Source organism: Kitasatospora sp. NPDC093806, assembly GCF_040683335.1.
Taxonomy (GTDB): Bacteria; Actinomycetota; Actinomycetes; order Streptomycetales; family Streptomycetaceae; genus Kitasatospora.
This window is the reverse complement of the sequence record NZ_JBFBDO010000010.1, coordinates 99216-124154: the sequence shown is the minus strand read 5'-3', so window position 1 is coordinate 124154 and position 24939 is coordinate 99216. Positions and strand designations below refer to the sequence as shown.

At 73.7% G+C, this 24939-nt stretch carries 19 protein-coding genes; 12 read left to right on the top strand and 7 right to left on the bottom strand.

The window, feature by feature from the left end; all coding sequences use genetic code 11:
• Positions 1 to 325: 325 nt before the first annotated feature.
• Both AB0N76_RS09055 and AB0N76_RS09050 read right to left on the bottom strand, forming a co-directional pair.
• Positions 326 to 529, bottom strand: coding sequence for a cold-shock protein (locus AB0N76_RS09055; protein ID WP_327676217.1), 204 nt, complete (start codon positions 527 to 529; stop codon positions 326 to 328).
• 296 nt (positions 530 to 825) lie between these two features.
• Positions 826 to 3021, bottom strand: a complete 2196-nt coding sequence (locus AB0N76_RS09050; protein WP_363554753.1) for an MMPL family transporter — start codon at positions 3019 to 3021, stop codon at positions 826 to 828.
• 565 nt (positions 3022 to 3586) lie between these two features.
• On the opposite strand from AB0N76_RS09050, the gene AB0N76_RS09045 reads away from it, so the two are divergent.
• The 5 genes from AB0N76_RS09045 (at position 3587) to AB0N76_RS09025 (ending at position 9669) form a co-directional block, all read left to right on the top strand.
• Positions 3587 to 5833 carry an MMPL family transporter gene (locus tag AB0N76_RS09045; protein ID WP_363554772.1) on the top strand — a complete coding sequence of 749 codons (2247 nt, stop codon included), beginning with the start codon at positions 3587 to 3589 and terminating at the stop codon, positions 5831 to 5833.
• A 117-nt stretch (positions 5834 to 5950) separates the two neighbouring features.
• The gene (locus AB0N76_RS09040; RefSeq protein ID WP_363554751.1) at positions 5951 to 6844 is read left to right on the top strand and encodes an aminoglycoside phosphotransferase family protein; all 894 of its coding nucleotides are present in this window, start codon (positions 5951 to 5953) and stop codon (positions 6842 to 6844) included.
• 460 nt (positions 6845 to 7304) lie between these two features.
• A complete protein-coding gene (locus AB0N76_RS09035; RefSeq protein WP_363554749.1) occupies positions 7305 to 7943 on the top strand; it encodes a polysaccharide deacetylase family protein in 639 nt (212 codons plus the stop codon).
• 33 nt (positions 7944 to 7976) lie between these two features.
• Positions 7977 to 8921 carry a DUF3592 domain-containing protein gene (locus AB0N76_RS09030; protein WP_363554747.1) on the top strand — a complete coding sequence of 315 codons (945 nt, stop codon included), beginning with the start codon at positions 7977 to 7979 and terminating at the stop codon, positions 8919 to 8921.
• A gap of 10 nt (positions 8922 to 8931) precedes the next feature.
• A complete protein-coding gene (locus AB0N76_RS09025; protein ID WP_363554745.1) occupies positions 8932 to 9669 on the top strand; it encodes a DUF3592 domain-containing protein in 738 nt (245 codons plus the stop codon).
• A gap of 22 nt (positions 9670 to 9691) precedes the next feature.
• Here the strand turns inward: AB0N76_RS09025 and AB0N76_RS09020 are convergent, their stop codons facing one another.
• The 3 genes from AB0N76_RS09020 to AB0N76_RS09010 form a co-directional block, all read right to left on the bottom strand.
• Positions 9692 to 10393 (bottom strand): exonuclease domain-containing protein, encoded by a 702-nt coding sequence (locus AB0N76_RS09020; protein ID WP_363554743.1) that lies wholly within the window; start codon positions 10391 to 10393, stop codon positions 9692 to 9694.
• Positions 10394 to 10486: 93 nt separating this feature from the next.
• The gene (locus tag AB0N76_RS09015; RefSeq protein WP_363554741.1) at positions 10487 to 11773 is read right to left on the bottom strand and encodes a Dyp-type peroxidase; all 1287 of its coding nucleotides are present in this window, start codon (positions 11771 to 11773) and stop codon (positions 10487 to 10489) included.
• A 176-nt stretch (positions 11774 to 11949) separates the two neighbouring features.
• Positions 11950 to 13233 (bottom strand): SAV2148 family HEPN domain-containing protein, encoded by a 1284-nt coding sequence (locus tag AB0N76_RS09010; protein ID WP_363554739.1) that lies wholly within the window; start codon positions 13231 to 13233, stop codon positions 11950 to 11952.
• A 488-nt stretch (positions 13234 to 13721) separates the two neighbouring features.
• Between AB0N76_RS09010 and glgX the strand changes: the two genes are divergently transcribed.
• The 3 genes from glgX to treZ all read left to right on the top strand — a co-directional run bounded on the left by glgX (position 13722) and on the right by treZ (position 20255).
• Positions 13722 to 15878, top strand: a complete 2157-nt coding sequence (gene glgX, locus AB0N76_RS09005) for a glycogen debranching protein GlgX (RefSeq protein WP_363554737.1) — start codon at positions 13722 to 13724, stop codon at positions 15876 to 15878.
• A 79-nt stretch (positions 15879 to 15957) separates the two neighbouring features.
• A complete protein-coding gene (gene treY / locus AB0N76_RS09000; RefSeq protein ID WP_363554735.1) occupies positions 15958 to 18471 on the top strand; it encodes a malto-oligosyltrehalose synthase in 2514 nt (837 codons plus the stop codon).
• Positions 18471 to 20255, top strand: coding sequence for a malto-oligosyltrehalose trehalohydrolase (gene treZ / locus AB0N76_RS08995; protein WP_363554733.1), 1785 nt, complete (start codon positions 18471 to 18473; stop codon positions 20253 to 20255). Before treY ends, treZ begins: the two co-directional genes overlap by 1 nt.
• Before the next feature lie 7 nt (positions 20256 to 20262).
• Here treZ and AB0N76_RS08990 read toward each other — a convergent pair whose 3' ends face one another.
• Entirely contained in the window at positions 20263 to 21156 is an 894-nt protein-coding gene (locus AB0N76_RS08990) for a transketolase C-terminal domain-containing protein (protein WP_363554731.1), read from the bottom strand.
• A 63-nt stretch (positions 21157 to 21219) separates the two neighbouring features.
• Positions 21220 to 21918: a transketolase gene (locus AB0N76_RS08985; RefSeq protein WP_363554770.1), complete on the bottom strand. Its 699-nt coding sequence runs from the start codon at positions 21916 to 21918 to the stop codon at positions 21220 to 21222.
• Between the two features lie 55 nt (positions 21919 to 21973).
• On the opposite strand from AB0N76_RS08985, the gene soxR reads away from it, so the two are divergent.
• The 4 genes from soxR to AB0N76_RS08965 all read left to right on the top strand — a co-directional run bounded on the left by soxR (position 21974) and on the right by AB0N76_RS08965 (position 24933).
• The gene (gene soxR, locus AB0N76_RS08980; RefSeq protein ID WP_363554729.1) at positions 21974 to 22471 is read left to right on the top strand and encodes a redox-sensitive transcriptional activator SoxR; all 498 of its coding nucleotides are present in this window, start codon (positions 21974 to 21976) and stop codon (positions 22469 to 22471) included.
• A 110-nt stretch (positions 22472 to 22581) separates the two neighbouring features.
• The gene (locus AB0N76_RS08975) at positions 22582 to 23043 is read left to right on the top strand and encodes a hypothetical protein (protein WP_363554727.1); all 462 of its coding nucleotides are present in this window, start codon (positions 22582 to 22584) and stop codon (positions 23041 to 23043) included.
• A gap of 312 nt (positions 23044 to 23355) precedes the next feature.
• A complete protein-coding gene (locus AB0N76_RS08970; protein ID WP_363554725.1) occupies positions 23356 to 24093 on the top strand; it encodes an AAA family ATPase in 738 nt (245 codons plus the stop codon).
• 27 nt (positions 24094 to 24120) lie between these two features.
• The gene (locus AB0N76_RS08965) at positions 24121 to 24933 is read left to right on the top strand and encodes a M23 family metallopeptidase (protein WP_363554723.1); all 813 of its coding nucleotides are present in this window, start codon (positions 24121 to 24123) and stop codon (positions 24931 to 24933) included.
• Positions 24934 to 24939: the final 6 nt, after the last annotated feature.

Below are 24939 nucleotides of genomic sequence, written 5' to 3'. Positions count from 1 at the left end.
CGCCGCCCGCTCCGGAGGCGCCGCCGGTGCGCGGGGCACCGCCGGAACGCGGGGCGCCACCGGAACGCGGGGCGCCACCGGTGCGCGGGGCGTCGGTGCCGCGGGTGCGGGGCTTGCGGCTGCGGCCGCCGTCACGGGGCTGCTGGGCAGGGGTGGTCACGGGTTCTCCGTCTGTCGACAGTCAACAGCCCCCGCTCGGGGGCTGGTCGGCCGTCGGAAAGGAGTGCGTACGCCGCCCCGGCCGTTCGGCGGCATGAGCGAGGGCCCGCACCGTGCGGTACGGGCCCTCGCTACGCGAGATCGCGAGTCAGCTCAGTGGCTGGACTCAGATGACGCGGATGTTCTCGGCCTGCGGGCCCTTCTGGCCCTGGGTGACGTCGAACTCGACCTTCTGGCCCTCGACGAGCTCGCGGAAACCCTGAGCAACGATGTTCGAGTAGTGCGCGAACACGTCCGGGCCGCCGGTCTCCTGCTCGATGAAGCCGAAGCCCTTCTCGCTGTTGAACCACTTCACGGTGCCGGTAGCCATAACCGTCTCCTCATACTGGGGCATCGGAGCCCACACCTCGTGGGCCCCAAAGTAGCCGCGATCCCCATCCGGAGACTGAAACACCGGACAAAACAAATGCGCCTGTTGGTTGGGACCAGCAGGCGCACACAAGCGTTCATGGGAACCAAAACTGCAACTGCTTCGACTGTAGCACGGTCGCACCCCGATTGACCGGGGATTTTCTGCTCCACAGATCACGTTTGCCGCCCCTGGGAAGCGGGCAGACGGCGCCCGCCGAAGCGGGCGCCGTCCGATCGGTCCGGCGGGCGGGAGGGTCAGCGCCGTCCGGCCGATTCCGGCAGGCCCTGCGCGGCGTACGGACCGCTTGGCGTGGCCGCCGAACCGCCGTGGCCGCCGTGGCCGCCCTTGCTGTCGCCGTGGCCGGGCCACCAGGCCCAGCGGCCGATCAGCGCGGTCAGCGCCGGGGTGAAGAACATCGCCATCACGAAGGCCGCCAGGAAGATGCCGAAGGCCATCGCGAAGCCGAACTCCAGCATGAAGATGTTGCCCGCGAGCATGAAGGTCGCGAACGACACCGCCAGGATGAAGCCGGCCGCCGCGACGGTCGGGCCGCCGTGGCGCAGGGCCTCCCGGGCCGCCTCACGCGGGTTGCGGCCCTCGCGGGCCTCCTCCCGCAGGCGGGCGATGATCAGGATGTTGTAGTCGGTGCCGATCGCCACCACGAACAGGTAGATGAGGATCGGCAGCATGAACATCATGCCGTGCTCGCCCTTGATGTTCTGGAACAGCAGGGTCGAGGAGCCCAGGGTGGCGCTGAAGCCGAGGCCGACCGAGGCCATCAGGTACCACGGGGCGACCACGCTGCGCAGCTGGAGGCCCAGGATCAGCAGGATCAGCAGACCCGCGACCGGGAACACCAGCTTGTAGTCGTGGCTCATCGCCAGGTTGATGTCCTTGTAGATCGCGGTCAGACCGCCGACCTTGGCCTCGGTGCCGGACGGCGCCTGGGCGTGGGCGACCTCGCGCAGCGCGGTGACGGTCTCGATCGCCTCGTTGCTGGCCGGCTCGTTCTTGAGCAGGACGGTGAAGTCGGCGGTCGCGCCGTCCTTGCTGACCTGCGGCTTCGGTGCGGCGCTGGCCACCCCGGGGACGGCGCCGAGCTTGGCGACGTAGCCGTCGAACGCGGCCTGGTCGAGCTTGCCGCCGCCCTTGGTGGTCAGGTAGACGTGCGTCGGGTCGGCGGCGCCGGCCGAGAAGCCGTTGACCAGCCGGTCCTGGACGACCATCGACTCCTTGTCCTTGGGCATGGAGCTGCCCGCGAGGTCGAAGGTGCCGTTGTAGCCGAGGGCGCCGAGGGTCAGGGCCACCAGCACGCCGCCGGAGGCCAGGGCGACCAGGGCGGGGCGCTTCTCGACGGTGCGGCCGAGGGCGGCGAACCGGGCGTCGCTGGGCTCGCGCATCCACTTCTTGCCGGGCCAGAACACCCCGCGGGCCGGGATGACCGCGAGCACGGCCGGGGCCAGGGTGAGCGAGGCGAAGGCGGTGACGACGACCGCGATGGCCAGCGCCGGGCCGAGCGCCTTGAACATGCCGAGGCTGGAGAGGATGAGCGCCGCGAAGGCGACGGTGACCGCGCCGGCCGCGGAGGCGATGGCCTCGCCGACCCGGCCGACGGCGCTGGCCACGGCCTCCTGGCGGCTGTCGCCGGCCCGCAGCCGCTCGCGGTAGCGGAAGGCGAGGAAGAGGAAGTAGTCGGTGCCGACGCCGAGCACCACGACGATCAGGATCGCCGACAGGATCGGCGTGCTCTCCAGCTTGAACGCCTTGGTGGCGAAGGCGATCACGCCGTTGGCCGTCGGCATCGCGATGACCAGCGAGAGCAGCACCGGCAGCAGACCGGCCAGGACGCTGCGGAAGATGATGCCGACGATGATCGCGACCAGCACCACGCTGCTGAGCGCGATGATGGCGTCGGCCGAGCCGGAGGCCTCCTTCTGGTCCAGCTGCTGGGCGGCGGCGCCGCCGAGCTGGAACTTCAGGGCGGTGCCGCCGGCGAGCGACTTGCCCTCCTCGCGGATCTTCTTGGCGGTCTCGCCGAAGTCCTCGGACTGCTGGATCGACTTGTCGATGGCGATCGGCGCCAGCGCGTACTTGCCGTCCTTGGAGGTCGACTGGTCGCTGACCGGGACGACCTGCTCGACGTGCTCGATCTTCTTGTCGCCGAGGCCCTTGACGACCTTCGCGATGTCGGCCTTGTCGGTGTCGCTCAGCGGTGCGCCGTCGGTGCGCTCGAACAGGGCGAGCGCGGAGGGCGTGAAGTTGGCCGGGAACGCCTGCTCCTGGAGCACCGAGGCCTGGATGGACTCGTAGTGCTTGGGCAGGAACGCGGCCTCGTCGGTCTGGGCGGTGATCTTCGGGGCCGACATCGCGATGGCGAGCATCGCGACGACCCATCCGGCGATCACCCACCAGGCGCGACGGACGACGAATTGTCCTAGTCGGTGGAACATGCTCGTGTGCCTCCTGGGCATGGTTCACCGCAGCCCTTGGGGACGGGACACCGGGCGACGGATCAAGACCGGAGCGGGCGTGCGAGGGCACACCTAGCCGGTCGGCAGGTAAGTATTCGGAGGATGTCATCCTACGGGCACTTGCTTGCCGACCGGCAAGCAATTAATTCCCCCGTGACCCCGTGAGCCCGCAGGCCGACCCCCCTCGGGGACGCCGAACGGCGGCCCCGACATATCTTCGCCCCCGCACGGCCCTTCGGACCTCGTGCTCCGGGTGGAGACCGCTCCCCCTCAGGGTGGACTTTCCTCCCTACCCCCTAGGAGGAGATGTCAGGGTTGCCGGGTAGGGAAAACCCCACCCTCCTCCCCGAGGATGACCACAGGGACAACTCCCCCGCCAGCCGGATGCCCCGTCAACAGCCGTTTCCCTACTGTCGATCGTGACGCCGGACCGCACCCCGGCGCCCGATCCCGGCGGCCGACCACCGCCGCACACCCGGCCGCGCCCCACCACCTCCCGGCGCCGCCGCTCTCCCAGGGGGAATCCGTGAAGACCAAGCTCGGCATGGCCGCCGCCATGGGCGCCTGGAGCGCCCGGCACAGAAAGACCGCCGTCTTCGGCTGGCTGCTGTTCGTCGTCCTCGCCGCCACCCTCGGCGGAATGCACGGCAGCACCAAGGTCCGCGAGGCGGAGGCGATGCCCGGCCAGGTCTCCCGGGCCGCGCAGATCCTCGACGAGGCCGGCCTCAAGTCCCCGGCCAGCGAGACCGTCCTGATCCAGAGCGCCGGCCTGACCGCCGACACCCCCGCCTTCAAGGCCGTCGTCGAGCAGGTGGTCAAGGGGGTCGAGGGCACCGGCAAGGCGAGCGACATCCGCTCCCCCTACGACACCAAGGCGGTCTCCGCCGACGGCCGCTCCGCCCTCGTCCAGCTCACCGTCAAGGGCGAGCACGAGGAGGCGGTCAAGAACGTCACCGCCGTCGTCGACGCCGTCGCCGCCGTCCAGAAGCAGCACCCCGACCTCACCGTGGTCGAACTCGGCGACGCCAGCTCCGGCAAGTGGATGGACGAGCAGTTCGCCGACGACTTCGCCCGCGCCGAGTGGACCGCCGTCCCGCTCGCCCTCGGCATCCTGCTGGTCGCCTTCGGCGCGCTGGTCGCCGCCGTCCTGCCGGTGGTGCTCGCGCTCACCGCGTTCATCGCGGCCGGCGGACTGGTCGCGCTCAGCAGCGGCCTGCTGCACACCAGCAACAGCGCCAGCTCGGTGATGCTGCTGGTCGGCCTCGCCGTCGGAGTCGACTACTGCCTGTTCTACCTGCGCCGCGAACGCGAGGAGCGGGCCGCCGGGCGCGACCTCGACACCGCGCTCCGGATCGCCGCCGCCACCAGCGGCCGGGCCGTCCTGGTCTCCGGCGTCACCGTGGTCATCGCGATGGCCGGCATGTTCCTCACCGGCATCGCCGAGTTCGAGTCCATGGCCTACGCCACCATCGTGGTCGTCGTCACCGCCGTGCTCGGCTCGCTCACCGTGCTGCCCGCCCTGCTCTCGATGCTCGGCGACAAGGTCGACAAGGGCCGCGTCCCGTTCCTGCGCAAGCTCCGCCGCCCCGACGCCGCGACCACCGGCGGCCGCTTCTGGAACGCCGTCCTCACCCCCGTGCTGCGCCGCCCGCTGGCCGCCACGCTGCTCTCCGGCGCCGTCCTGCTCGGTCTGGCCGCCCCGCTGCTCACCATGCACACCGCCAACCTGACCTTCCGGCAGCAGCTGCCCGCGGGCAACGAACTGGTCGCCGTCTCGGAGAAGATCGAGGCCGCCTTCCCCGGCAGCCCGGCGCCCGCCTCCGTCGTCATCAAGGCCGCCGACGTCGACTCCCCCGCGATGACCGCCGCGATCGCCGACCTCAAGGCCCGCGCCCTGGCCAGCGGACGGATGCACGGACCGGTCGACGTCACCGTCCACCCGCAGCAGAACGTCGCCACCGTCGACATCCCGCTCAACGGCACCGGCAACGACGAGGTCAGCAACGCCGCCCTGAAGACCCTGCGCGAGGAACTCGTGCCCGCCACCGTGCTCAAGGTGCCCGGCACCGAGGCCCCGGTCACCGGGCGCACCGCCGGCTCCTACGACTTCAACGCCAAGATGACCGGCTCGATGCCCGTGGTGTTCGGCTTCGTGGTGGCCTTCGCCTTCCTGCTGATGCTCACCTCGTTCCGCTCGCTGGCCGTGGCCGGCACCGCCGTGCTGCTCAACCTGCTGTCGGTCGGCGCCGCGTACGGGGTGCTGACGCTGGTCTTCCAGCACGGCGTCGGGGCCTCGCTGCTGGGCACCGCCGGGGTCGGCGCGGTCGAGTCCTGGGTGCCGCTCTTCCTCTTCGTGATCCTCTTCGGCCTCTCGATGGACTACCACGTCTTCGTGGTCTCCCGGATCAAGGAGGGCCGCGACCGGGGCCTGCCCACCCGGGCCGCGATCGCCCACGGCATCCGCTCCACGGCCGGGGTGGTCACCAGCGCCGCGGTGATCATGGTGGCGGTGTTCGCGGTCTTCGGCACCCTCTCCATGCAGTCGATGAAGCAGATGGGCGTCGGCCTCGCGGTCGCCGTGCTGATCGACGCCACCGTCATCCGCGCGGTGCTGCTGCCCGCGGTGATGACCCTGCTCGGCGAGGGCAACTGGTACCTGCCGCGCTGGCTCGGCTGGCTGCCCGACCTCTCGCACGGCGAGGCCGTCCCGCCGGTCGGCCCGCAGGGCGCGGCCGCCGCCGCCCCGGTCGTCCCGGCGCAGCAGGCCCGGCACCGCCGGGTCGGGGTCTGACCGCCCCGACGTTCCTCGGCAGTACCCGCCGGGCCCCGCGTGACGCGGGGCCCGGCACCCGTTTGCCAGAATGATCGCCCGACCTCACCCGGCTGTCATGAAGGAACGGACACCCCCATGCTCCTCTTCGACGAGGGGCGGGCCCGGCTGCTGCTCGCCCACGCCTGCGAGTCCGCCGGTCTGCCCGACCCCGGCGCCGCCCGCCTGCTCGCGCTCGGCGAGAACGCCGTCTTCGACCTCGGCGACCCGGCCGTGGTCGCCAAGGTCGGCCGCGGCCCCGAACTGCACGACCGCGCCCGCCACGAACTCGCCGTCGCCGACTGGCTGGCCGGCCAGGGCGTCCCGGTGGTCCGCCCCTACGACGCGGTGTCCGTCGAGCCCCGGGTCGCCCACGGGCACCCCGTCACCTTCTGGCACCGGCTCGCGCCCGCCGAACGGCCCGCCCGCCCCGCCGACCTCGCGCCGCTGCTGCGCGCGCTGCACCGGCTGCCCGACCCGCCGTTCCCGCTCGGCCGGCGCGACCTGCTCGCCCCCGTCGAGCGCTGGCTCGCCTCCGCCGAGGGCCACGTCGACCCGGCCGACGTCGCCTTCCTGCGCGACCGCCGGGACGCCTTCGCCGCCGCGCTGCCCGACCTCGCCACGCAGGTGCCGACCGGGGTGATCCACGGCGACGCGCTGCCGCGCAACGTCCACGTCGGCCCGGACGGCCCGGTGCTGCTCGACCTGGAGACCTTCTCGCACGACCTGCGGGAGCACGACCTGGTGGTGCTGGCGCTCGCCCACGACCGGTACGGCGTGCCGGGCGAGGAGTACCGGGCGTTCATCGAGGCGTACGGCCGGGACGTGCGCGAGTGGCCCGGCTTCGCGGTGCTGCGCGGGGCGCGCGAGACGGCGAGCGCCTCCTGGGTCGCGCAGCAGGCGCCGGGAAACCCGGCGGCGCTCGCGGAGTTCCGGCGGCGGGTGGACTCGCTGCGGGCGGGGGCCACGGAGGTGCGCTGGTACCCGTTCTGAGCGGCGGCACGGGGTGGCGGGCACCCGGGCCGGAACCGATGGTCGTGCGACGAACGTCTTACCCGACAGTCATCCTGACCGAGGATCGGCACTCGCCTCAGCAGTCGCCTCAGCACCGGGAGCCGCCGCCATGCCGGAGCACGCCACCCCCTCCTCCCTCCGGCGCCGCCGTCCGCTGCTCGCCGGCTGCATCGCGGTCCTCGCCTCACTGGCCCTGGCCGCCTGCGGCACCGCGAACGGCGCGCTCCAGCCCGGGCCGAGCACGACCACGAGCACCGGCACGGCGCCCGCGACCGTCACCCCGTCCACTCCTCCGCCGTCCACCGGTACGCCGACGCCCGGTGCTCCGACGCCCGCTAGTCCGACGCCCGGTACTCCGACGCCGAGCTCCCCCCGGCCGACCACGCCCAAGCCCACGACGCCGAAGCCCACGCCTGCGACGCCGACGCCCAAGCCCCCGGTGCCGACGCCCACCCCGCCCGCCCCCACCACCGGCGTCCCCACCTCGGTCGTCCACAGCACCGCCTCCGGCGGCCGGACGGTCGCCCTCACCTTCGACGACGGCCCCGGCCCCGCCACCGGCCAGGTGCTGGACCTGCTCGCCCAGTACGGCGTCAAGGCCACCTTCTGCCTGATCGGCAAGCAGGCCGCCGCCAACCCGGCCACCGTCAAACGGATCCTCGCGGCCGGCCACCGGCTCTGCGACCACAGCGTCGACCACCCGCAGCCCTTCGCCGCCCTCCCGCACGACCGGGCCGTCCACGAGATCGCCGACGCCGAACAGCAGATCGTCCAGGCCGGCGGCCCGGGCACCGAGGTGGCCTGGTTCCGCGCCCCGGGCGGCGGCTTCACCCCCGACAACCAGCGGATCGCCGCCGACCACGGCCTGCGTCCGCTCGGCTGGTCGGTCGACCCGCGCGACTGGTCCCGGCCGGGCACGCCCGCGATCGTCTCCGCCGTGCAGACCCAGCTCAAGCCCGGCGGGGTCGTCCTGCTGCACGACGGCGGCGGCGACCGCGGCCAGACCGTCGCCGCGCTCCGGCAGTTGCTGCCCTGGCTGGTCGCCCAGGGCTACCGCTTCGACTTCCCCGCGAGCTGAGGACGTCACTTCCCCCCTCTACACTCCGGCCCCATGGCAACCGATCAACTCGCCCCCCTCGGCCCCCGCTTGAGCAAGGGGCGGATCGCCGGCCTGGCCCTGATCGGCGCGCTGACCGCGACCGCCGGGTGGCTGGCCGGCACCGGATTCGTCCGCGCCTTCGGGGCGCACGCCTGCGGCCTCGAACACGGCTGCAACGGCTTCGGCACCGCCGGGTACATCGCCGGCGGCATCCTGCTGGGGATCGCCACCCTGATCCCCGCGATGCTCACCGCGCACGGCGAGGCCGAGCTCACCGAGACCGGCTCCACCTCCGACGGCGTGGTCGCGCTCGGCTGGCTGGCGCTCGTCCTGCTCGGCGTCTACCCCGCCAACGGCGCCCCGCACCCGTGGCTGCTCCTGCCCGTCCCGGTGCTGCTGCTCTGCGCCGTCCTGGCAGACCGCCAGGCGGCCCGCCGCTGGCGTACGGACCTGCTGGAGAAGCGCCACCGGGCCGAGCGGCAGGCCCGGTTGGACGAGCACGGCCGCACCGTCCCGGGCCGGGTCACCGACCTCACCGCCGTCGGCACCGACTCGGACGGCCGCCCGCAACTGCGCGTCACCGTCGGGTTCACCGCGCTGGACGGCACCCGGCACAGCACCGGCACCACCGACGTCTTCCCCGCCCACGACACCCCGCGCCGGGGCGATCCCGCCGAGGTGCGCTACGACCCCGCCGACCCGGAGCACACCGGCGTCACCTTCCCCACCGACCGGCCCGCCCCCGGACCCGAGCCCGCCGACGCCGCCCCCGAGGTGGTCACCGCGCTGGAACGGCTCGCCGCCCTGCACCGCGAAGGCGCCCTCGACGACGGCGAGTTCACCCTCGCCAAGGCGCTGGTGCTGAGACCCGGCTCCGCTTGCGTTCACCCGCCGGTTCCCCCGCAGGACGCCGCCGTCCACCCGGCCGTTCGCCCCACAACGGCCGACCGCCGCTAGCATCCGCGCAATGACGACCCGGCGCAGAGTGAGCGGTCCCCGGAAGTTCCTCGTCCTCGTGCTGGGCGGGTTCGCCCTGCTCGGCGGCTGGCTGCTCGGGACGGGCCACCTGCGCGCGTTCGCCGTCGACGCCTGCACCCCCGGCCCGGCCTGCGACGACCGCGTCACCGCGCTGTTCCTCACGACCGGCATGCTGCTCTCGCTGGTCACCCTGTTCGGCGTGCTCGGCCTGGCCGAGAACCGCGAGGTCGAGAAGCCGGAACGCCTCCCGCTCGGCGCGGCCACCGCCGCCGCCCTGGCCCTCGGCCTGCTCGGCGCCGTCCCCGCCAACGGCGTGCCGCACCCGTGGCTGTTCACCGCGATCGGCCCGCTGGCCGTGCTCACCCTGGCCGCGGGCGTACGCGGCGAGCGGCGGATCCGGCGCGAGAACGCCGAGCACCAGCGCGGCCAGGACCTCGCCGCCCGGCTGCACTTCACCGGCGTGACCGTCCTCGGCACGGTCACCGAGGTCCGGTCCGCCGACCGCGGCCCGCGCGACCGCGAGCAGCGCCGGCTCCGCCTCACCATCGGCTACACCGGCCCGGACGGCCGCCCGCACACGCTCGGCCACACCGGCGCCTTCCCGGTGTACGCCCTGCCGGCCGCCGGCGGCCGGATCCCGGTCCGGCACGACCCGCAGGACCCGTCCACCGCCGTCGTCCCGCTCGCCTTCGCCCCGCTGCTCCCCGCCGAACCCGCCCCCCGGTAGGGAGGCCGCGGCGCGGCGGCGGCTACCGCAGGGGCCAGCGCGGGTCGATGACGGCCTGCGGGTCCTTGGCCCGGCGGAGCCAGGACTGGAGGTCCTCGGCCCAGGCGCGGTGCCAGTCGACCTGGCGGGCGTGGAGGTCGAGCGGGGGCACGGAGCCGACCTCGACGGGGTAGCGCTCGGCGAGGGCCACGGCGACCCGGACGGCGGCGAGGGCGTCGCTGCCCGCCTCGTGGGCGTCGGTCAGCTCGACGCCGTACACCTCGCAGACCCGCTGGAGGGTCCGGGAGCCCTTGCGGTACTTGTCCACGGCGCGGTCGATGACCAGCGCGTCGAGGACCGGGGCGACCGGGCCGCCGAGCCGCTCGGTGAGCGTCGGCAGGCCGTGTCTGCGCAGCTCGGCGTCGAGCAGCGAGAGGTCGAAGGGCGCGTTGAACGCGACCACCGGGTGCCCGGCGGCCATCCGTTCGCACAGGCCGGCGGCTATCTCGTCCACCGCCTCCTTGGCCTGCCGCCCCTGCGCCCGGGCGAGGCCGTCACCGATCCCGTGGATCGCCTCGGCCTCCGCGGGGATCGGGATCCCCGGGTCGATCAGCCAACCGGTGGCACTCAGCCGACCGGCCCCGACGGTGTCCACGAGGGCGGCCGTGACGATGCGGTCCACGGCCGGGTCGGTGCCCGTGGTCTCCAGGTCGAAGCCGACCAGTGGCTGCTGCCACCAGCTCATAGGGGTCTGTCCTTCCGTCCTGCCCGTCGAAACAGCCCCTATCATCGCCCGCCCCTCCGACAATCCACCCGGTGGGGCGGGCGGCGGCCGTGCTCAGCCGGTCGTGAGGAGGGTGCGGCCGAGCCAGTCGGTGGGGTCCTGGGCGCCGGGGAGGACGTAGAAGTAGCCGCCGCCGGTGGGGCGGAGGAAGCGGGCGAGGGGCTCGTCGGCGAGGCGGGTCTGGACGGCTTCGAACTGGCGGTGCACGTCCTGCTGGTAGCAGCAGAAGGCGAGGCCGAGTTCGGGGACGCCGGCCGGGTCGAGGCCGCGGTCGTAGTTGAAGGCGCGGCGCAGGATGCGGCTGTCCTTGCTGGCGTCGGTGCGCGGGTTGGCGAGGCGGATGTGGGAGTCGAGGGGGATCACGGCACCCTGCGGGTCCTGGGAGTAGTCGGGGGTGTCGGACTCGTTGGTGCGGCCGAGCGGGGCGCCGTCGGGCTTGCGGCGGCCGATCATGCGTTCCTGGTCCTTGAGCAGCACCTCGTCCCAGGGGCCGACGAGGGTGCGGATGGCGCGGATCACCTGGTAGCTGCCGCCGGTGGCCCAGGCCGGTTCGCCGCTGTTCGGGCCGACCCAGACGAGTTCGTCCATCTGCCGGGCGGAGTCGGTGTCGGGGTTCTCGATGCCGTCCTTGAAGCCGAGCAGGTTGCGGGCGGCGCCGGAGGGGCGGGCGCGGTTCTGGAAGCCGTCGAGCTGCCAGCGCGGGGTGAGCGCGGACCTGGTGGTGCGCAGCAGGTCGCGGACGGCGTGCTGGACGGTGTCGCGGCTCTCGGCGCAGATCTGGAGGGAGAGGTCGCCGTGGCACTCGGCGGGGCGCAGGCCGTCGTTGGGGAAGGTGCGCATCGCGGTGAGCCGTTTGGGGCGGGCGTTGGCGAGGCCGTAGCGGGCGTCGAAGAGCGAGGAGCCGACGGCGACGGTGACGGTGAGGTCGTCGGTGGGCAGGGCGGCCGGGCCGAGGGTGCCGCTGTCGGCGGGCGGGACGGCGGGGCCGAGGTCGGGCGGGGTGCCGCCGCCGGTGAGGAAGCGGATCCGGTCGGTGAGGGTGCGCAGCAGGGCTTCCAGGGCGGCCCGGTCGGCGACGTGGACGTCCAGGGCGAGGAAGGTGCCGTGGCCGGGCGGCGGGTTGAGGATGCCGGCCTGGTGGACGCCGTGGAAGGGGATCTTGCCTTTGACCGCGCGCGGCGCGGGGGCAGCGGCCGGATCCGGGGCGGCCTGGGCGGGCTGGCCGGTGCCCAGGGTGAGCGCCCCGGCGGCGCCGGCGCCGAGGGCGGTGCGGACGAAGTCGCGGCGCGAGGAGCCGGCGGAACCCGGGGCGCCCGGCTCGGTCGTGTACTGACTGGTCAATGGTCGGCCTTCCGGGTTCACGGACGGGCGTGCGCGAGCAGGCCCGGAACCGGCCTGCCGATCATGGAATCGACGCTAGCAAGCCCCGGCCCGGCCCGCCCCCGCTGACCGCCCATCGGCCGAATCCCCGTCGGCGGGGGCGGGCGTCAGGACACCGGGCGTCAGGACACCGGGCCTCAGGACACCGGCCGGGAGTCCGCCCAGACGCCCTCGAACTCCTCGCGGTAGACCTCCAGCAGCCCGGCGTCCGTCCCGCCCGGCTGCTGGCCCGCGCCGCCGCGCAGCACCAGGGCGGGCGACTCCATGCCGCGGGCCCGGCGCAGGTAGGGCTGGACGACGCCGAGGTCGCGGGTGGCCCGGCGGCCGCCGGCGCCGACCGGGGTGGCCAGCGGGACGCCCTCGACCAGGTAGGCGGTGAAGCGCGGGGTCTCGTCGAAGACCCGGATCTCGAAGCCGCCCTGGTCGCGCAGCGCGGCGCGGACCCGGCGGACGTGCAGGATGTTCATCTGGATCGAGCGGCCCAGTTCGCCGCGGCCGAGCCCGAGTTCGCGCTCGCGGCGGCGGACGGCGCTGCTGGCCGGGTTGAGGAAGAGCAGCCGGACCCGGCAGCCGTCGGTGGCGAGCCGGACGAGCCGCTTGCCGGTGTAGTTCTGGCAGAGCATGCCGAGGCCGATGCCGAGCGCGTCGAGCCGCCGGGCGCCGTCGAGCAGGTCCTCGACCGGCAGGTCGCGCTGCAGCCGGACCCGGTCGGGGTGGACGGCGACGACGTCCGCGTACCGGCCGGCGACCAGGGATTCCACCACGTCGGCGGGGACGGCGCCGGTCCCGCCGTCGAGCAGGGCGAGCAGCCGGGCGGCGGCCCGTTCGGTCTGGGCGAGGACGGTCCCGGTGAGGACCCGGTTGCGGGAGACGACGTGCCGGGCCACCTCCAGCTCGTCGAGGGCCAGCTCTATCTCCCGGCGGTCGGCCAGGTACGGCTCGAAGCAGGGCCAGTGCTGGACCATGAGCTCGCGCAGCTGGGGCAGGGTGAGGAAGACCAGCGGGTCGTCGTCGGCCGGGTCGAGCAGGTAGCCCTTGCGCCGGCTGACCTCGCGGACGGCGCCGGCCCGGTGGGCCCACTCCTCGCCGGCCGGGCCGGCCGCGGCGGTGACCCAGTCCTCGCCGTGGGCGGGCGCGTAGATCGGGTGCAGCACCTCGTCGACGAGCGAGCGGAGCCGCTGTTCGACCAGGTTGAGCCAGACGTAGGCGCGGCCGGAGAGGCGGACGCGCTGGTAGGCGTCCTCCCACTCGGCGCCGGACCAGGCGAGCGCCGGCACCTCGACCGGGCCGCCCTGCGCGGGCACCAGCGAGCGGCCGCCGGTCAGGGCGGGGCGCATGACGACGGTCGGCGCCTCGCTGCGGGCGCCGCCCCGGTCGGGGCCGCCGGGCCCACCGCCACGGCCGCCGGCGGGGAACACCATGCGCCACCTCACCTGGTTCCTGCTGGGAGCTTCGAGCTTCTTGCCTGTCGCCGGCGACGCACCGCCGGTTCCCCTGGTTCCCCGTCAGTTCGCCTGATGGAACGCCACGAGTACGGCCACGGTTGCGGCGACGGCCGGACGATCAAGGGTACTGCCCGCCGTTCGCCGCCCGCAGCCGGTTGGTCCAGGGTCCCGCCCGCCCCTCCCGGCGAACCCCCGCCGACCCACCCGTCCCACCCGCCCCGGGAGCACCGCGACGGGGCCGCACCACCCGCGCGGACACCCGTTCGGGCGAACACGGCGCAAATGGCCCCGCCACCGGGGGAAGCGTCGGGGAGTATGCGCTTTGTGCCGTGTGTCACGCTGCACGAGCGGTACACATGCCCGGCCACCCGGCCGGGAAGAGAGCGTCGAGGTCCGGCCCGGCCATCGGACCGGTCAGCGGACTGTTCGTCAGTTCTCCTGCTACGCAAGGAAGTTGAGGAGCCATGCAGGTCTGGCCAGGGAAGCCCTACCCCCTCGGTGCCACCTACGACGGGGCCGGCACCAACTTCGCGGTGTTCTCGGAGAGCGCCGACCGGATCGAGCTCTGCCTGCTCGGCGAGGACGGTTCGGAGACGGCCGTCGAACTGCGCGAGACCGACGCCTTCGTCCGGCACGCCTACCTCCCGGGCGTCCAGCCGGGCCAGCGCTACGGCTTCCGCGTCCACGGCCCGTACAACCCGGGCCTCGGCCAACGGCACAACAGCGCCAAACTGCTGCTGGACCCGTACGCCAAGGCGATGAGCGGGCACATCGACTGGGACGAGTCGGTCTACGGCTACCACTTCGGCGCCCCCGAGCGCCGCAACGACCTCGACTCCGCCCCGCACACCATGCACTCGGTGGTGATCAACCCCTACTTCGACTGGGGCACCGACCACCCGCCGCGCACCGACTACCACCGCACCGTGCTGTACGAGGCCCATGTGAAGGGCCTGACCAGACTCCACCCGGACCTCCCCGAGGAGATCCGCGGCACGTACGCGGGCGTCGCCCACCCCGCGGTGATCGAGCACCTGGCCAAGCTCGGCGTCACCGCGATCGAGCTGATGCCGGTGCACCAGTTCGTCCGCGACCACCGGCTGCGCGACCTCGGCCTCTCCAACTACTGGGGCTACAACACGATCGGCTTCTTCGCCCCGCACTCCTCCTACTCCTCCACCGGCGACCGCGGCCAGCAGGTGCAGGAGTTCAAGTCGATGGTGAAGGCGCTGCACGCGGCCGGCATCGAGGTCATCCTCGACGTGGTCTACAACCACACCGCCGAGGGCAACCACCTCGGCCCGACGCTCTCGCTGCGCGGCCTGGACAACGTCTCCTACTACCGGCTCGCCCGGGACCAGCGGTTCTACGAGGACACCACCGGCACCGGCAACAGTCTGCTGATGCGCAGCCCGCACGTGCTCCAGCTGATCATGGACTCGCTGCGCTACTGGGTCACCGAGATGCACGTGGACGGCTTCCGCTTCGACCTCGCCGCCACGCTGGCCCGGCAGTTCCACGAGGTGGACCGGCTCTCCTCGTTCTTCGACCTGGTCCAGCAGGACCCGGTGGTCTCGCAGGCCAAGCTGATCGCCGAGCCCTGGGACCTCGGCGAGGGCGGCTACCAGGTCGGCAACTTCCCGCCGCTGTGGACCGAGTGGAACGGCATGTACCGGGACACCGTCCGCGACCTGTGGCGCGGCGAGAACGCGGCCCTCGCCGAGTTCGGCTCCCGGCTCACCGGCTCCTCCGACCTCTACCAGGACGACGGCCGCCGCCCGATCGCCTCGATCAACTTCGTCACCTGCCACGACGGCTTCACGCTGCGCGACCTGGTCTCGTACAACGAGAAGCGCAACGAGGCCAACGGCGAGAACAACCGGGACGGCGAATCCTTCAACCGGTCCTGGAACTGCGGCGTCGAGGGCCCCTGCACCGACCCGGCGGTGGAGGAGCTGCGGGCCCGCCAGCAGCGCAACCTGATCGCCACCCTGATGCTCTCGCAAGGGGTGCCGATGCTCTCGCACGGCGACGAGTTCGGCCGCACCCAGCAGGGCAACAACAACGCCTACTGCCAGGACAACGAGCTGACCTGGGTGCACTGGCCGGACCCGGAGAGCGACGAGGGCGACGGCCCGGGCACCCGGCTGCTGGAGTTCACCCAGGGCATGGTCTGGCTCCGCCGCGACCACCCGGTGTTCCGGCGCCGCCGCTTCTTCCACGGCCGCCCGGTCTCCGGACGCCGCACCGGGGAGGGCGCCGGCGACTACGAGGACCTCACCGACATCGCCTGGTTCACCCCCGGCGGGGAGGAGATGACCAAGCGCAACTGGGGCGCCAGCTACGCCAAGTCGCTCACCGTCTTCCTCAACGGCTACGCCATCTCGGAGCCGGACCGGCGCGGCGGGCGGATCGTCGACGACTCCTTCCTGCTGCTGTTCAACGCGCACTTCGAACCGCTGGAGTTCACCGTGCCGGCCGGACACGGGCAGGAGTGGCAGGTGGTGGTGGACACCGCGCTGCCCCGGCTGCCCGCGCCCGGGGAGCGGGTCCGGGTCAAGGCCGGGGACACCCTGTGGCTCACCGACCGCTCGCTGATGGTGCTGCAACGGCCCGCGTAGGGCCTGTCGATCACCCCGCTCACCTGTTCGGATCAGCAACGGGTCTTGCGTCCGGGCCCGGCCGGGTAGTCATGGACTCATGACCCCCGCCGCCGAGCCCGCCCAGCCACGCCCGGCCGTCGTCCCGTCCGCCCCCGTACCGCCGGCCCCGTCCGGCGTCCCGTCCCCCGCCCCGTCCGGTGTCCCCACCGCCAGCTACCGGCTGCAGCTCCAGCCCGGCTTCACCCTGCACGACGCCACCGCCGCCGTCCCCTACCTGGCCGCCCTCGGCGTCTCCCACCTGCACCTCTCCCCGCTGCTGGAGGCCGCGCCCGGCTCCACCCACGGCTACGACACCGTCGACCACGGCCGGGTCCGGGAGCAGCTCGGCGGGGAGCCCGCACTGCGCGCCCTGGCCGCCGAGGCCCACCGGCACGGCCTGCGGCTGCTCGCCGACGTGGTGCCCAACCACATGGCCGTGCCCGTCCCCGAGCACCTCAACCGGCCGCTCTGGCAGGTCCTGCGGGACGGCCCCGACTCGCCGTACGCGCGCTGGTTCGACATCGACTGGACGGCGCAGCCCGGCCCCCCGGACGCCCCCGGACGCGGGCGGGTGCTGCTGCCGCTGCTCGGCGACCGGCTCGGCGCCGTCCTCGACCAGCTGGCCGTCGACGGCGACACGCTCCGCTACCACGACCACGTCCTGCCGCTGCGCCCCGGCACCGAGGAGCTGCCGCTGCCCGCGCTGCTCGGCCGGCAGTGGTACCGGCTCGCCTGGTGGCGGCTGGCCCGCACCGAGCTGAACTACCGGCGGTTCTTCACCGTCAACGAGCTGATCGCGGTCCGGGTCGAGGAGCCGGAGGTGTTCGAGGCGACGCACGGCGTGCTGCTGCGGCTGCACCGCGAGGGCGTGCTGGACGGCTTCCGGATAGACCACCCGGACGGGCTCGCCGACCCGCGCGGCTACCTGGAGCGGCTCGCCGAGGCCACCGGCGGGGCGTACACGGTGGTCGAGAAGATCCTCACCGGCGAGGAGCGGCTGCCCGCCGACTGGCGCTGCGCCGGCACCACCGGGTACGACGCGCTGCGCCGGATCGACGGGGTGCTGACCGACCACACCGGCGCCTGCCGGCTGGCGGGGGCGTACCAGGCCTTCCTGAGCGGTTCCGCTGCCCCCGGCGGCGGCGAGCCGTGCGCCGACCCGCACCCGGCGCTGGCCGCCGCCCGGCAGGGGCGGGCCGACATGACCGGCCCCGAGGGCGAGCTGGCCGCCGAGGTGGAGCGGCTGGTCCGGCTGGCCGTCCGGCTCGGCGCCGCCGACCCCGCGCACGCCGACCACCCGCCGGCCCGGCTGCGCGCGGCGGTCCGCCGGCTGCTCGTCGGCTACCCCGCCTACCGGCCGTACGTCCGGCCCGGCGAGCCGGTCCCGGCGGCCTCCGCCGCGCAGCTGCGGGCGGCCCACGGCGACACCGGGGATCCGACCGAGCGGCTGGTGGCCGACCTGGCGGCGGGCGCGCTCGGGCGCGGCCCGGAGCAGGACGAGTTCGCCGTCCGGTTCGCCCAGACCGCCGCCGCGGTCGCCGCCAAGGGCGTCGAGGACACCGCGTTCTACCGCTGGAACGCCCTGCTGAGCCTCAACGAGGTCGGCGGCGACCCGGCCCGGCCCGGGCTGCGGCCCGAGGACTTCCACGCCTGGTGCCACTACGTCGAACGGCACTGGCCGCACACCATGACCGCGCTCTCCACCCACGACACCAAGCGCAGCGCGGACGCCCGCGCCCGGCTCGCCGTCCTCGCCGAGCAGCCCGCCGGCTGGGCCGCCGAGGCCGCCGCCTGGTCGACGGCGGCCGGGCGCGACCTCGCGTCCGGCTTCGACCCCGACTCCGACTGGCTGCTCTGGCAGACCCTGGTCGCCGCCTGGCCGCTCGGCCCGGACCGGCTGGTCACCGCGGTGCTCAAGGCCGCCCGGGAGGCCAAGACCCGCACCTCCTGGACCACCCCCGACCTCCGCTTCGAACGCGCCCTCGCCGACCGGGCCCGCGCCGTCTACGGCAACCCCGGCCTGCTGCCCCGGATCGAGGGGTACGTCGCCGCCCTCGCCCCGTACGCGCGCGCCAACACGCTCGCGGCCGCCCTGCTGCACCTCACCGTGCCCGGGGTGCCCGACCTCTACCAGGGCAGCGAGGAGCCGCTGTACACCCTGGTCGACCCGGACAACCGGGGCGTCGTCGACTTCGGCCCGCTGGCCGTCCGGCTCACCGACTCGCCGACCGCCCGGGCCGGCGACCTGGCCCGGGAGAAGCTGCACCTCACCGCGACCGCCCTGCACCTGCGCCGGGACCGCCCGCTCGGCGCCCACCGCCCGCTCACCGCGGTCGGCCCGGCCGCCGGTCACCTGCTCGCCTTCGAGCGCGGGCCGGACGTCCTCGCCGCCGTCACCCGGCTGCCGTACGGGCTGGCCCGGTCCGGCGGCTGGCGCGACACCGTGCTGCACCTGCCGGCGGGGCCGCTCTGGACGGACGAGCTGACCCAGCGTCACTTCCCGGGCGGTCCGGTCCCGGTGGCCGACCTGCTGGCGGCGTACCCGGTGGCACTGCTGACGAGGGAGGGCTGATGGCCCGGATGGTCCGGATGGTCCGGTACGAGGTCTGGGCGCCGTACGCCGCCGAGCGGGTCGAGGTGGCGGTGGACGGTGCCCGCCACCCGCTCGCCCGGGACGCCGGGCGGGCGGGCTGGTGGCAGGGCGAGGCGCCGGCCGGGGACTACGCGTTCGTGCTCGACGGCGGCCGTCCGCTGCCCGACCCGCGCTCGCCCCGGCAGCCGCACGGGCCGGACGGCGCCAGCCGGGCCGTCGACCACGCCGCGTTCAGCTGGTCGGCGGCCGGGTCGGCGGCCGGGGGGCCTTCCGGGTGGGGGGCGTCCGGGTGGCACGGCCGGCCGCTGCCCGGCGCGGTGCTGTACGAGCTGCACATCGGCACCTTCACCGCCGCCGGCACCTTCGACGCGGCCGCCCGGCACCTGGACCACGTGGTCGAGCTGGGCGTCGACTTCGTCGAGCTGATGCCGGTCTGCCCGTTCCCCGGCCGGCACGGCTGGGGGTACGACGGCGTCTCGCTCTGGGCCGTGCACGAGCCGTACGGCGGCCCGGACGGCCTGAAGCGGTTCGTCGACGCCGCGCACCGCAAGGGCCTCGGCGTGATCCTCGACGTGGTGCACAACCACCTCGGCCCGTCCGGCAACCACCTCCCCCAGTTCGGCCCCTACTTCACCGAGCGGCACCACACCCCGTGGGGCGCGGCCGTCAACCTGGACGCGCCCGGCTCCGACGAGGTGCGCGGCTACCTGATCGGCAGCGCCCTCGCCTGGCTGCGCGACTACCGGATCGACGGCCTGCGGCTGGACGCCGTACACGCCCTCGCCGACGACCGGGCGTTCCACTTCCTGGCCGAACTCGCCCGGGAGGTCGACCGGTTGGCGGTCGCCACCAACCGCCCGCTGTTCCTGATCGCCGAGTCCGACCTCAACGACCCGCGCACCACCACCCCGCGCGAGGCCGGCGGCCACGGCCTCGCCGCCCAGTGGAGCGACGACTTCCACCACGCCCTGCACTGCGCCCTGACCGGCGAATCCCAGGGCTACTACGGCGACTTCGCCGCCGAACCGCTCGCCGCCCTGGCCCGCACCCTCACCCGGGGCTTCTTCCACGACGGCACCTGGTCCTCGTTCCGCGGCCGCCACCACGGCCGCCCGTTCCCGCCCGAGCACGGGCACCGGCTGCTCGGCTACCTGCAGACCCACGACCAGATCGGCAACCGGGCCCTCGGCGACCGGATCTCCACCAGCCTCTCCCCCGGCCGGCTCGCCTGCGGCGCCGCACTGGTGCTCACCTCGCCGTTCACCCCGATGCTGTTCATGGGCGAGGAGTGGGGCGCCGCCACCCCTTGGCAGTACTTCACCGACCACACCGACCCGAACCTCGCCGAGGCCGTCCGCCGGGGCCGGCGGCGGGAGTTCGCCGAGCACGGCTGGGCGGCGGACGCGGTGCCGGACCCGCAGGAGCCGGCCACCGTGCTGCGCTCGGTCCTCGACTGGACCGAGCCGGGGCGCGCCCCGCACACCGAACTCCTCATCTGGTACCGGACGTTGATCCGGCTGCGGCACGAGCTCCCGGAGCTGTCGGACCCCGATCTGGCGGCCGTCCGGGTGGAGTTCGACGCGGCGGCCGGGTGGCTGGTGGTCCACCGGGGCCGCTACCGGGTGGCGGTCAACCTGGGCGCGAAGCCTGCCACCGTGCTCCTGGGCAGCCACGGGGAGGTCGTGGCCGCCTACGGGACCCACCGGTTCACCGACGGGACGCTGACCCTCGACCCGGACTCGGTTGCGGTGACGATCACTTGACGCATCGTCACCAGAGAAAGGTGCCGATCCGGTCCCGCAGCGAGGGGGCGTCCAGGCCGTAGGCGGTCAGGTGCTCGGCGATCGAGCCGTACTGCCGGTGCTCCCCGCGCGGCACGCCGAGCGCCAGCACCCGGTGCGGGAGGTCGGCGAGCGCCTCGTGCGCCTCGTTGGCGGAGGTCCCGGCCAGGTAGGGCTCGACCAGCACCACGTCCGCCCGCTCCCCGACCGCCGCCCGCAGGGTGGCGCCGTCGAACGGCCGCACGGTGGCCGCGTACAGCACGGTGACGTCGAGGTTCCCGGTGGCGGCGAGGACGGCGTCCAGCATCGGGCCGACCGCGAGCACGGTGCCCCGGGCGCCCTCGCGGACGACGGTGAAGCGTCCCGGCTCGACCGGCACCGCCTGCTCGTTGCGGTGCTCCGACAGCCGGACGTACACGTTGCGGTCGCCGTCCGCGACCGCGTGCCGCAGCAGCCGCTCGGCCTCGTCCGGGTGGCCCGGCACGTGCACCGTCCAGTCGGGGAGGGTGTCCAGCAGCGCGACGTCGCCCGGCGCCATGTGGGTGCGGCCGCCGGCCGGCCAGTCGTAGGAGCCGGCGGCGCTCACCAGGACGGCGCCGACGCCCTGGTGGGTCAGGTCCAACTTGACCTGCTCGAAGGGCCGTTCGACGAGGAAGCTGGCGAAGGTGTGGGCGATCGGCCGCATCCCGGTGAACGCCAGGCCGGCGGCGGCGCCGATCAGCAGCTGCTCGCGGATGCCGACGTTGACCAGCCGGTCGGGGTGGCGCTCGGCGGCCCGGACGAAGCCGGCGGCGCTGATGTCGGCGAGGACGACGGCCAGCCGGGGGTCCTCGTCCAGCAGGCGGGAGGTGACGTCGATGAAGCGCTCGCGCATGGTGTCCACGGGGGGGTTCCTTACTCGTCGGTGATCGTCGGTGCTCGGCGGTGCTCGTCGACTGCGGGCTGATCAGGCGTTCTTGGGCTCGACCCGGGCCACCACGACCCGCGGCCGGCCCGGGTGCTCGGCGGTGTACGCGGCGTACAGCGCCTCGTGGTCCCGGCCGTCCACCGTCTCCACCGACCAGCCCTCGCCGGCGAACCGGGCCGCGATGCCGCCCTGCCAGCCGAGCGAGGCCGAGGAGTTGTCGATCACCAGGGCGTGCAGCCGGTCCAGCCCGTAGGCGCCGGCGAAGGCCACCGCCTCGTGGTTCGACCCCTCGTCGAACTCGGCGTCCCCGAGCAGCACCCAGACCGCCGGGTCGGTCAGCCCCTGGGCTCGCAGCCCGAGCGCGGTGCCGACGGCGATCGGAAGGCCGTGGCCGAGCGAGCCGGAGCTGATCTCCACGCCGGGGATCAGCAGCCGGTCCGGGTGGTGGCCGAGCGGCGAGTCGTACGCGCCGAAGCTCGGCAGCACCGCCGGGTCGATGAAACCCTTCGCTGCGAGCACGGCGTAGTACGCCATCGGGCCGTGGCCCTTGGAGAGCAGGAACCGGTCCCGGTCCTGGTCGTCGGCGGTGGCCGGGGTCACTCGGAGCACCCGGTCGTACAGCACCCAGAGCGCGTCCAGGGTGGAGGTGGCGGCCGGGCCGTGCTTCTCGGCGCCGGTCATCAGCGCCATCAGGCGCGGCAGGTCATCGAAGCCCGTCTTCGGGGTGGTCGTCTCCATGCCCACGATGCTGCAACTTGAAGCCTGCTTGAGGTCAAGCACTACAGTGATCGGCATGAGCACTCCCAGTCGCCACGACCTCCTCACCATCGGTCAACTCTCCGACCGCAGCGGCCTCGCCACCTCCGCCCTGCGCTACTACGAGCGACTCGGACTGATCCACGCCACCCGCACCACCGGCAACCAGCGCCGCTACACCCGCGGCATGCTGAGGCGAGTCGCCTTCGTCCGCGCCGCCCAGCGGGTCGGCCTGTCCCTGGACGAGGCCAAGGTCGCCCTCGACCGCCTCCCCGAGCACCGCGCCCCCAGCGGCGAGGAGTGGGACGGCGTCGCGGAGTCCTGGCAGAGCCGGATCGACGAGCAGATCGCCGAACTGGAGCGACTGAAGGCCAAGCTCACCGGCTGCATCGGCTGCGGTTGCCTCTCCCTCACCCGCTGCGGCCTCTACAACGCCGCCGACCGCGCCGCCGCCACCGGCCCCGGTGCCCGCTACCTCCTCACCCGCGACCCCACCACCGGCCCGGAAGCCCCCGAAAACGACTTCGCTGGGTGAGGGCACGGCTCCGGCGCCCCGTTCGGCCGCTCTTGGTAAGCGCACGACCTGACTTTATGTGACCGTAAAACCACGGGGAGGAGCCTCCCCGTGGACCTCAAGGAGCTTTGATGAACCGCTTTGCCAAGGCGTCGGTCACCGCACTCGTCTCGCTCGCCGTGAGCATGGGGACGATCGCCACCGCCACGTCCCCGGCCATGGCGGCCTCCCCCGACGTGTGCGGTGGGGCCATCAGCGACTACACCGGCCTCAACAGCGTCGACACGGCCTTCACCGGATTCGCCACCAACGGCGCCACGAGCCGCGCCTTCACCATCATTCCGCAGACGGCCGGCAGCCCGCTGGTCAAGACGGAACTGGTCACGGCGAACAACGACGTGTACGCGATCGCGAACTTCGAGCTCGGCGTGAACGACCTCGGCCAAGGCACCATCTACTTCGCGGTCTACGGCGGGACCGGCTACAGCACGGGCATGCGGTGCGAGAGCGGCAGCCGGGTCACCAAGATCACCGGCTACCTCCACGTCCCGGACTCCGACAGCCTGCTGGAGTTCAACGTCAGCCGCGCCTGAGCTTCCGCAGGGAAACACCGGAGCCCTCCCCGCGCCCGAGGCGCCGGGGAGGGCTTTTCACGCGTCCACCGAAAACGACTTCCCGGGCTGACGGCGGACGTGCGACCGCCTGGTCTACAGCGCGAGCGACACCGGCACCGCCCTCCACGTCACCGTCACGCCCGCACAGGAAGCCCGCCTGCGCGCCCACCTGGCCGCTGCCGGCCTGCCGGAGGACGCCCTGCGTCGCCGGCCGGGCTGACGGCGGGGGCCGTTGTCGTACCCCCTTCCTATCCTCGGAGGTACACGCACCACCGCAGGAGGCCCACCGTCATGATCGTCGAACGCATCCGTGTCCACCCACAGCTGGTCGGCGCCGACGAGCGCGACGAGTGGCCGTGGACGGTGCCGTGCGTGCGGGCGCTCATCGGGGCGGGCGTCGCGCTGCCCGCGCCGGTGACCTTCCTGGTCGGCGAGAACGGCAGCGGGAAGTCGACCATCGTCGAGGCGGTGGCGGAGGCGTTCGGCCTGGACTCGTACGGCGGGCGCGGCGGGTCGCGGTACGCCTCGCCGCGCGCGAAGAGCACGCTCGGTGAGCAGTTGCGCCTGGAGTACTCGCCGCGCGGGCTCGCCATGGCGTCCGGGCCGCGGGCCCGACGGCGCGGGTTCTTCCTGCGGGCGGAGACGGCGATGCGGATGATGGCCGAGAAGCAGGGCTGGCCCGGCTACTGGGAGGAACGTACCGACGAGATGAGCCACGGCGAGGGGTTCCTCACCGTCTTCGAGACGATGTTCCGCGAGCCGGGCCTGTACGTGCTGGACGAGCCGGAGGCGGCGCTGTCGTTCACGTCCAGCCTGCGCCTGGTCGGCCTGCTGGCGGAGCTGGGCCGCTCCGGCGCCCAGGTCGTCTGCGCGACCCACTCCCCCATCCTGGCGTCCACCCCGGGCGCGGCAATCCTGGAGGTCGGGGAGGACGGCATCCAGGAGACGCAGTGGAAAAACCTCGCCATCGTCGACCACTGGCGGCGCTACCTGGAACGTCCGGAGGCCTACCTTCGTCATCTCATATGACCTGATGATCTACGTACGGTGCCTGCGATGACGCTCATGACCATCTGGAAGCGACACGGCCTGATCTTCGGCGCGGGCACCCTCTGCATCGTGGCGAACGGCTCCGGTATCGGGCCGCTGTGGCTCACGGGCGTCGGTCTGCTCGCGATCGGCGGGCTACTGCACTGGCTGCTGATCCGCCGTCAACGGCCGGTCCCTCGGCCTCCCGTGTCCGTCGCCGTCCCGGTGCCCGGCCGCTGGTCGGCGCTCAACGGCCCGGCGACCAAGGTCCCCAGCCACACACACAGCCACGCGCAGACGTACGCCATCGACCTCACCTACGCGCCGCCCGAGGGCTCTTCGCCGCCGTTCGCCGCCGTCTGGCCCTTCGGCCGACGGCCCGAGGAGTTCCCCACCTTCGGCCAGCCCGTCCTCGCCGCCGCCGACGGAGTGGTGGTCGCGGTGGAGGGGCGGATGCGCGACCACTGGTCCCGGACCTCCCTGCCGGGGTACGCGTTCCTCTACCTGGAGGGCTTCATCCGGGGGCTGGGCTGGCCACGGCACCTCTGGGGCAACCACGTGCTGGTCGATCTCGGCGATGGGACCGTCGCCGGCTTCGCCCACCTGCGGCGCGGCTCGCTCCACGTGAAGGTCGGCGACCGGGTCACGGCCGGGCAATTGCTCGCCGAGTGCGGCAACTCCGGCAACTCTTCGGAGCCCCATCTGCACTTCCAGCTCATGGACGGCCCCGACCCGGCCACCGCCCGCGGCATCCCCTTCCAGTGGACGTTCCGCGACGACGCTTCCGGCACCGACCGCGAGGGCGTCCCGGAAGACGCCTCGCTCTTCACCCCTTGCTGACGCCTA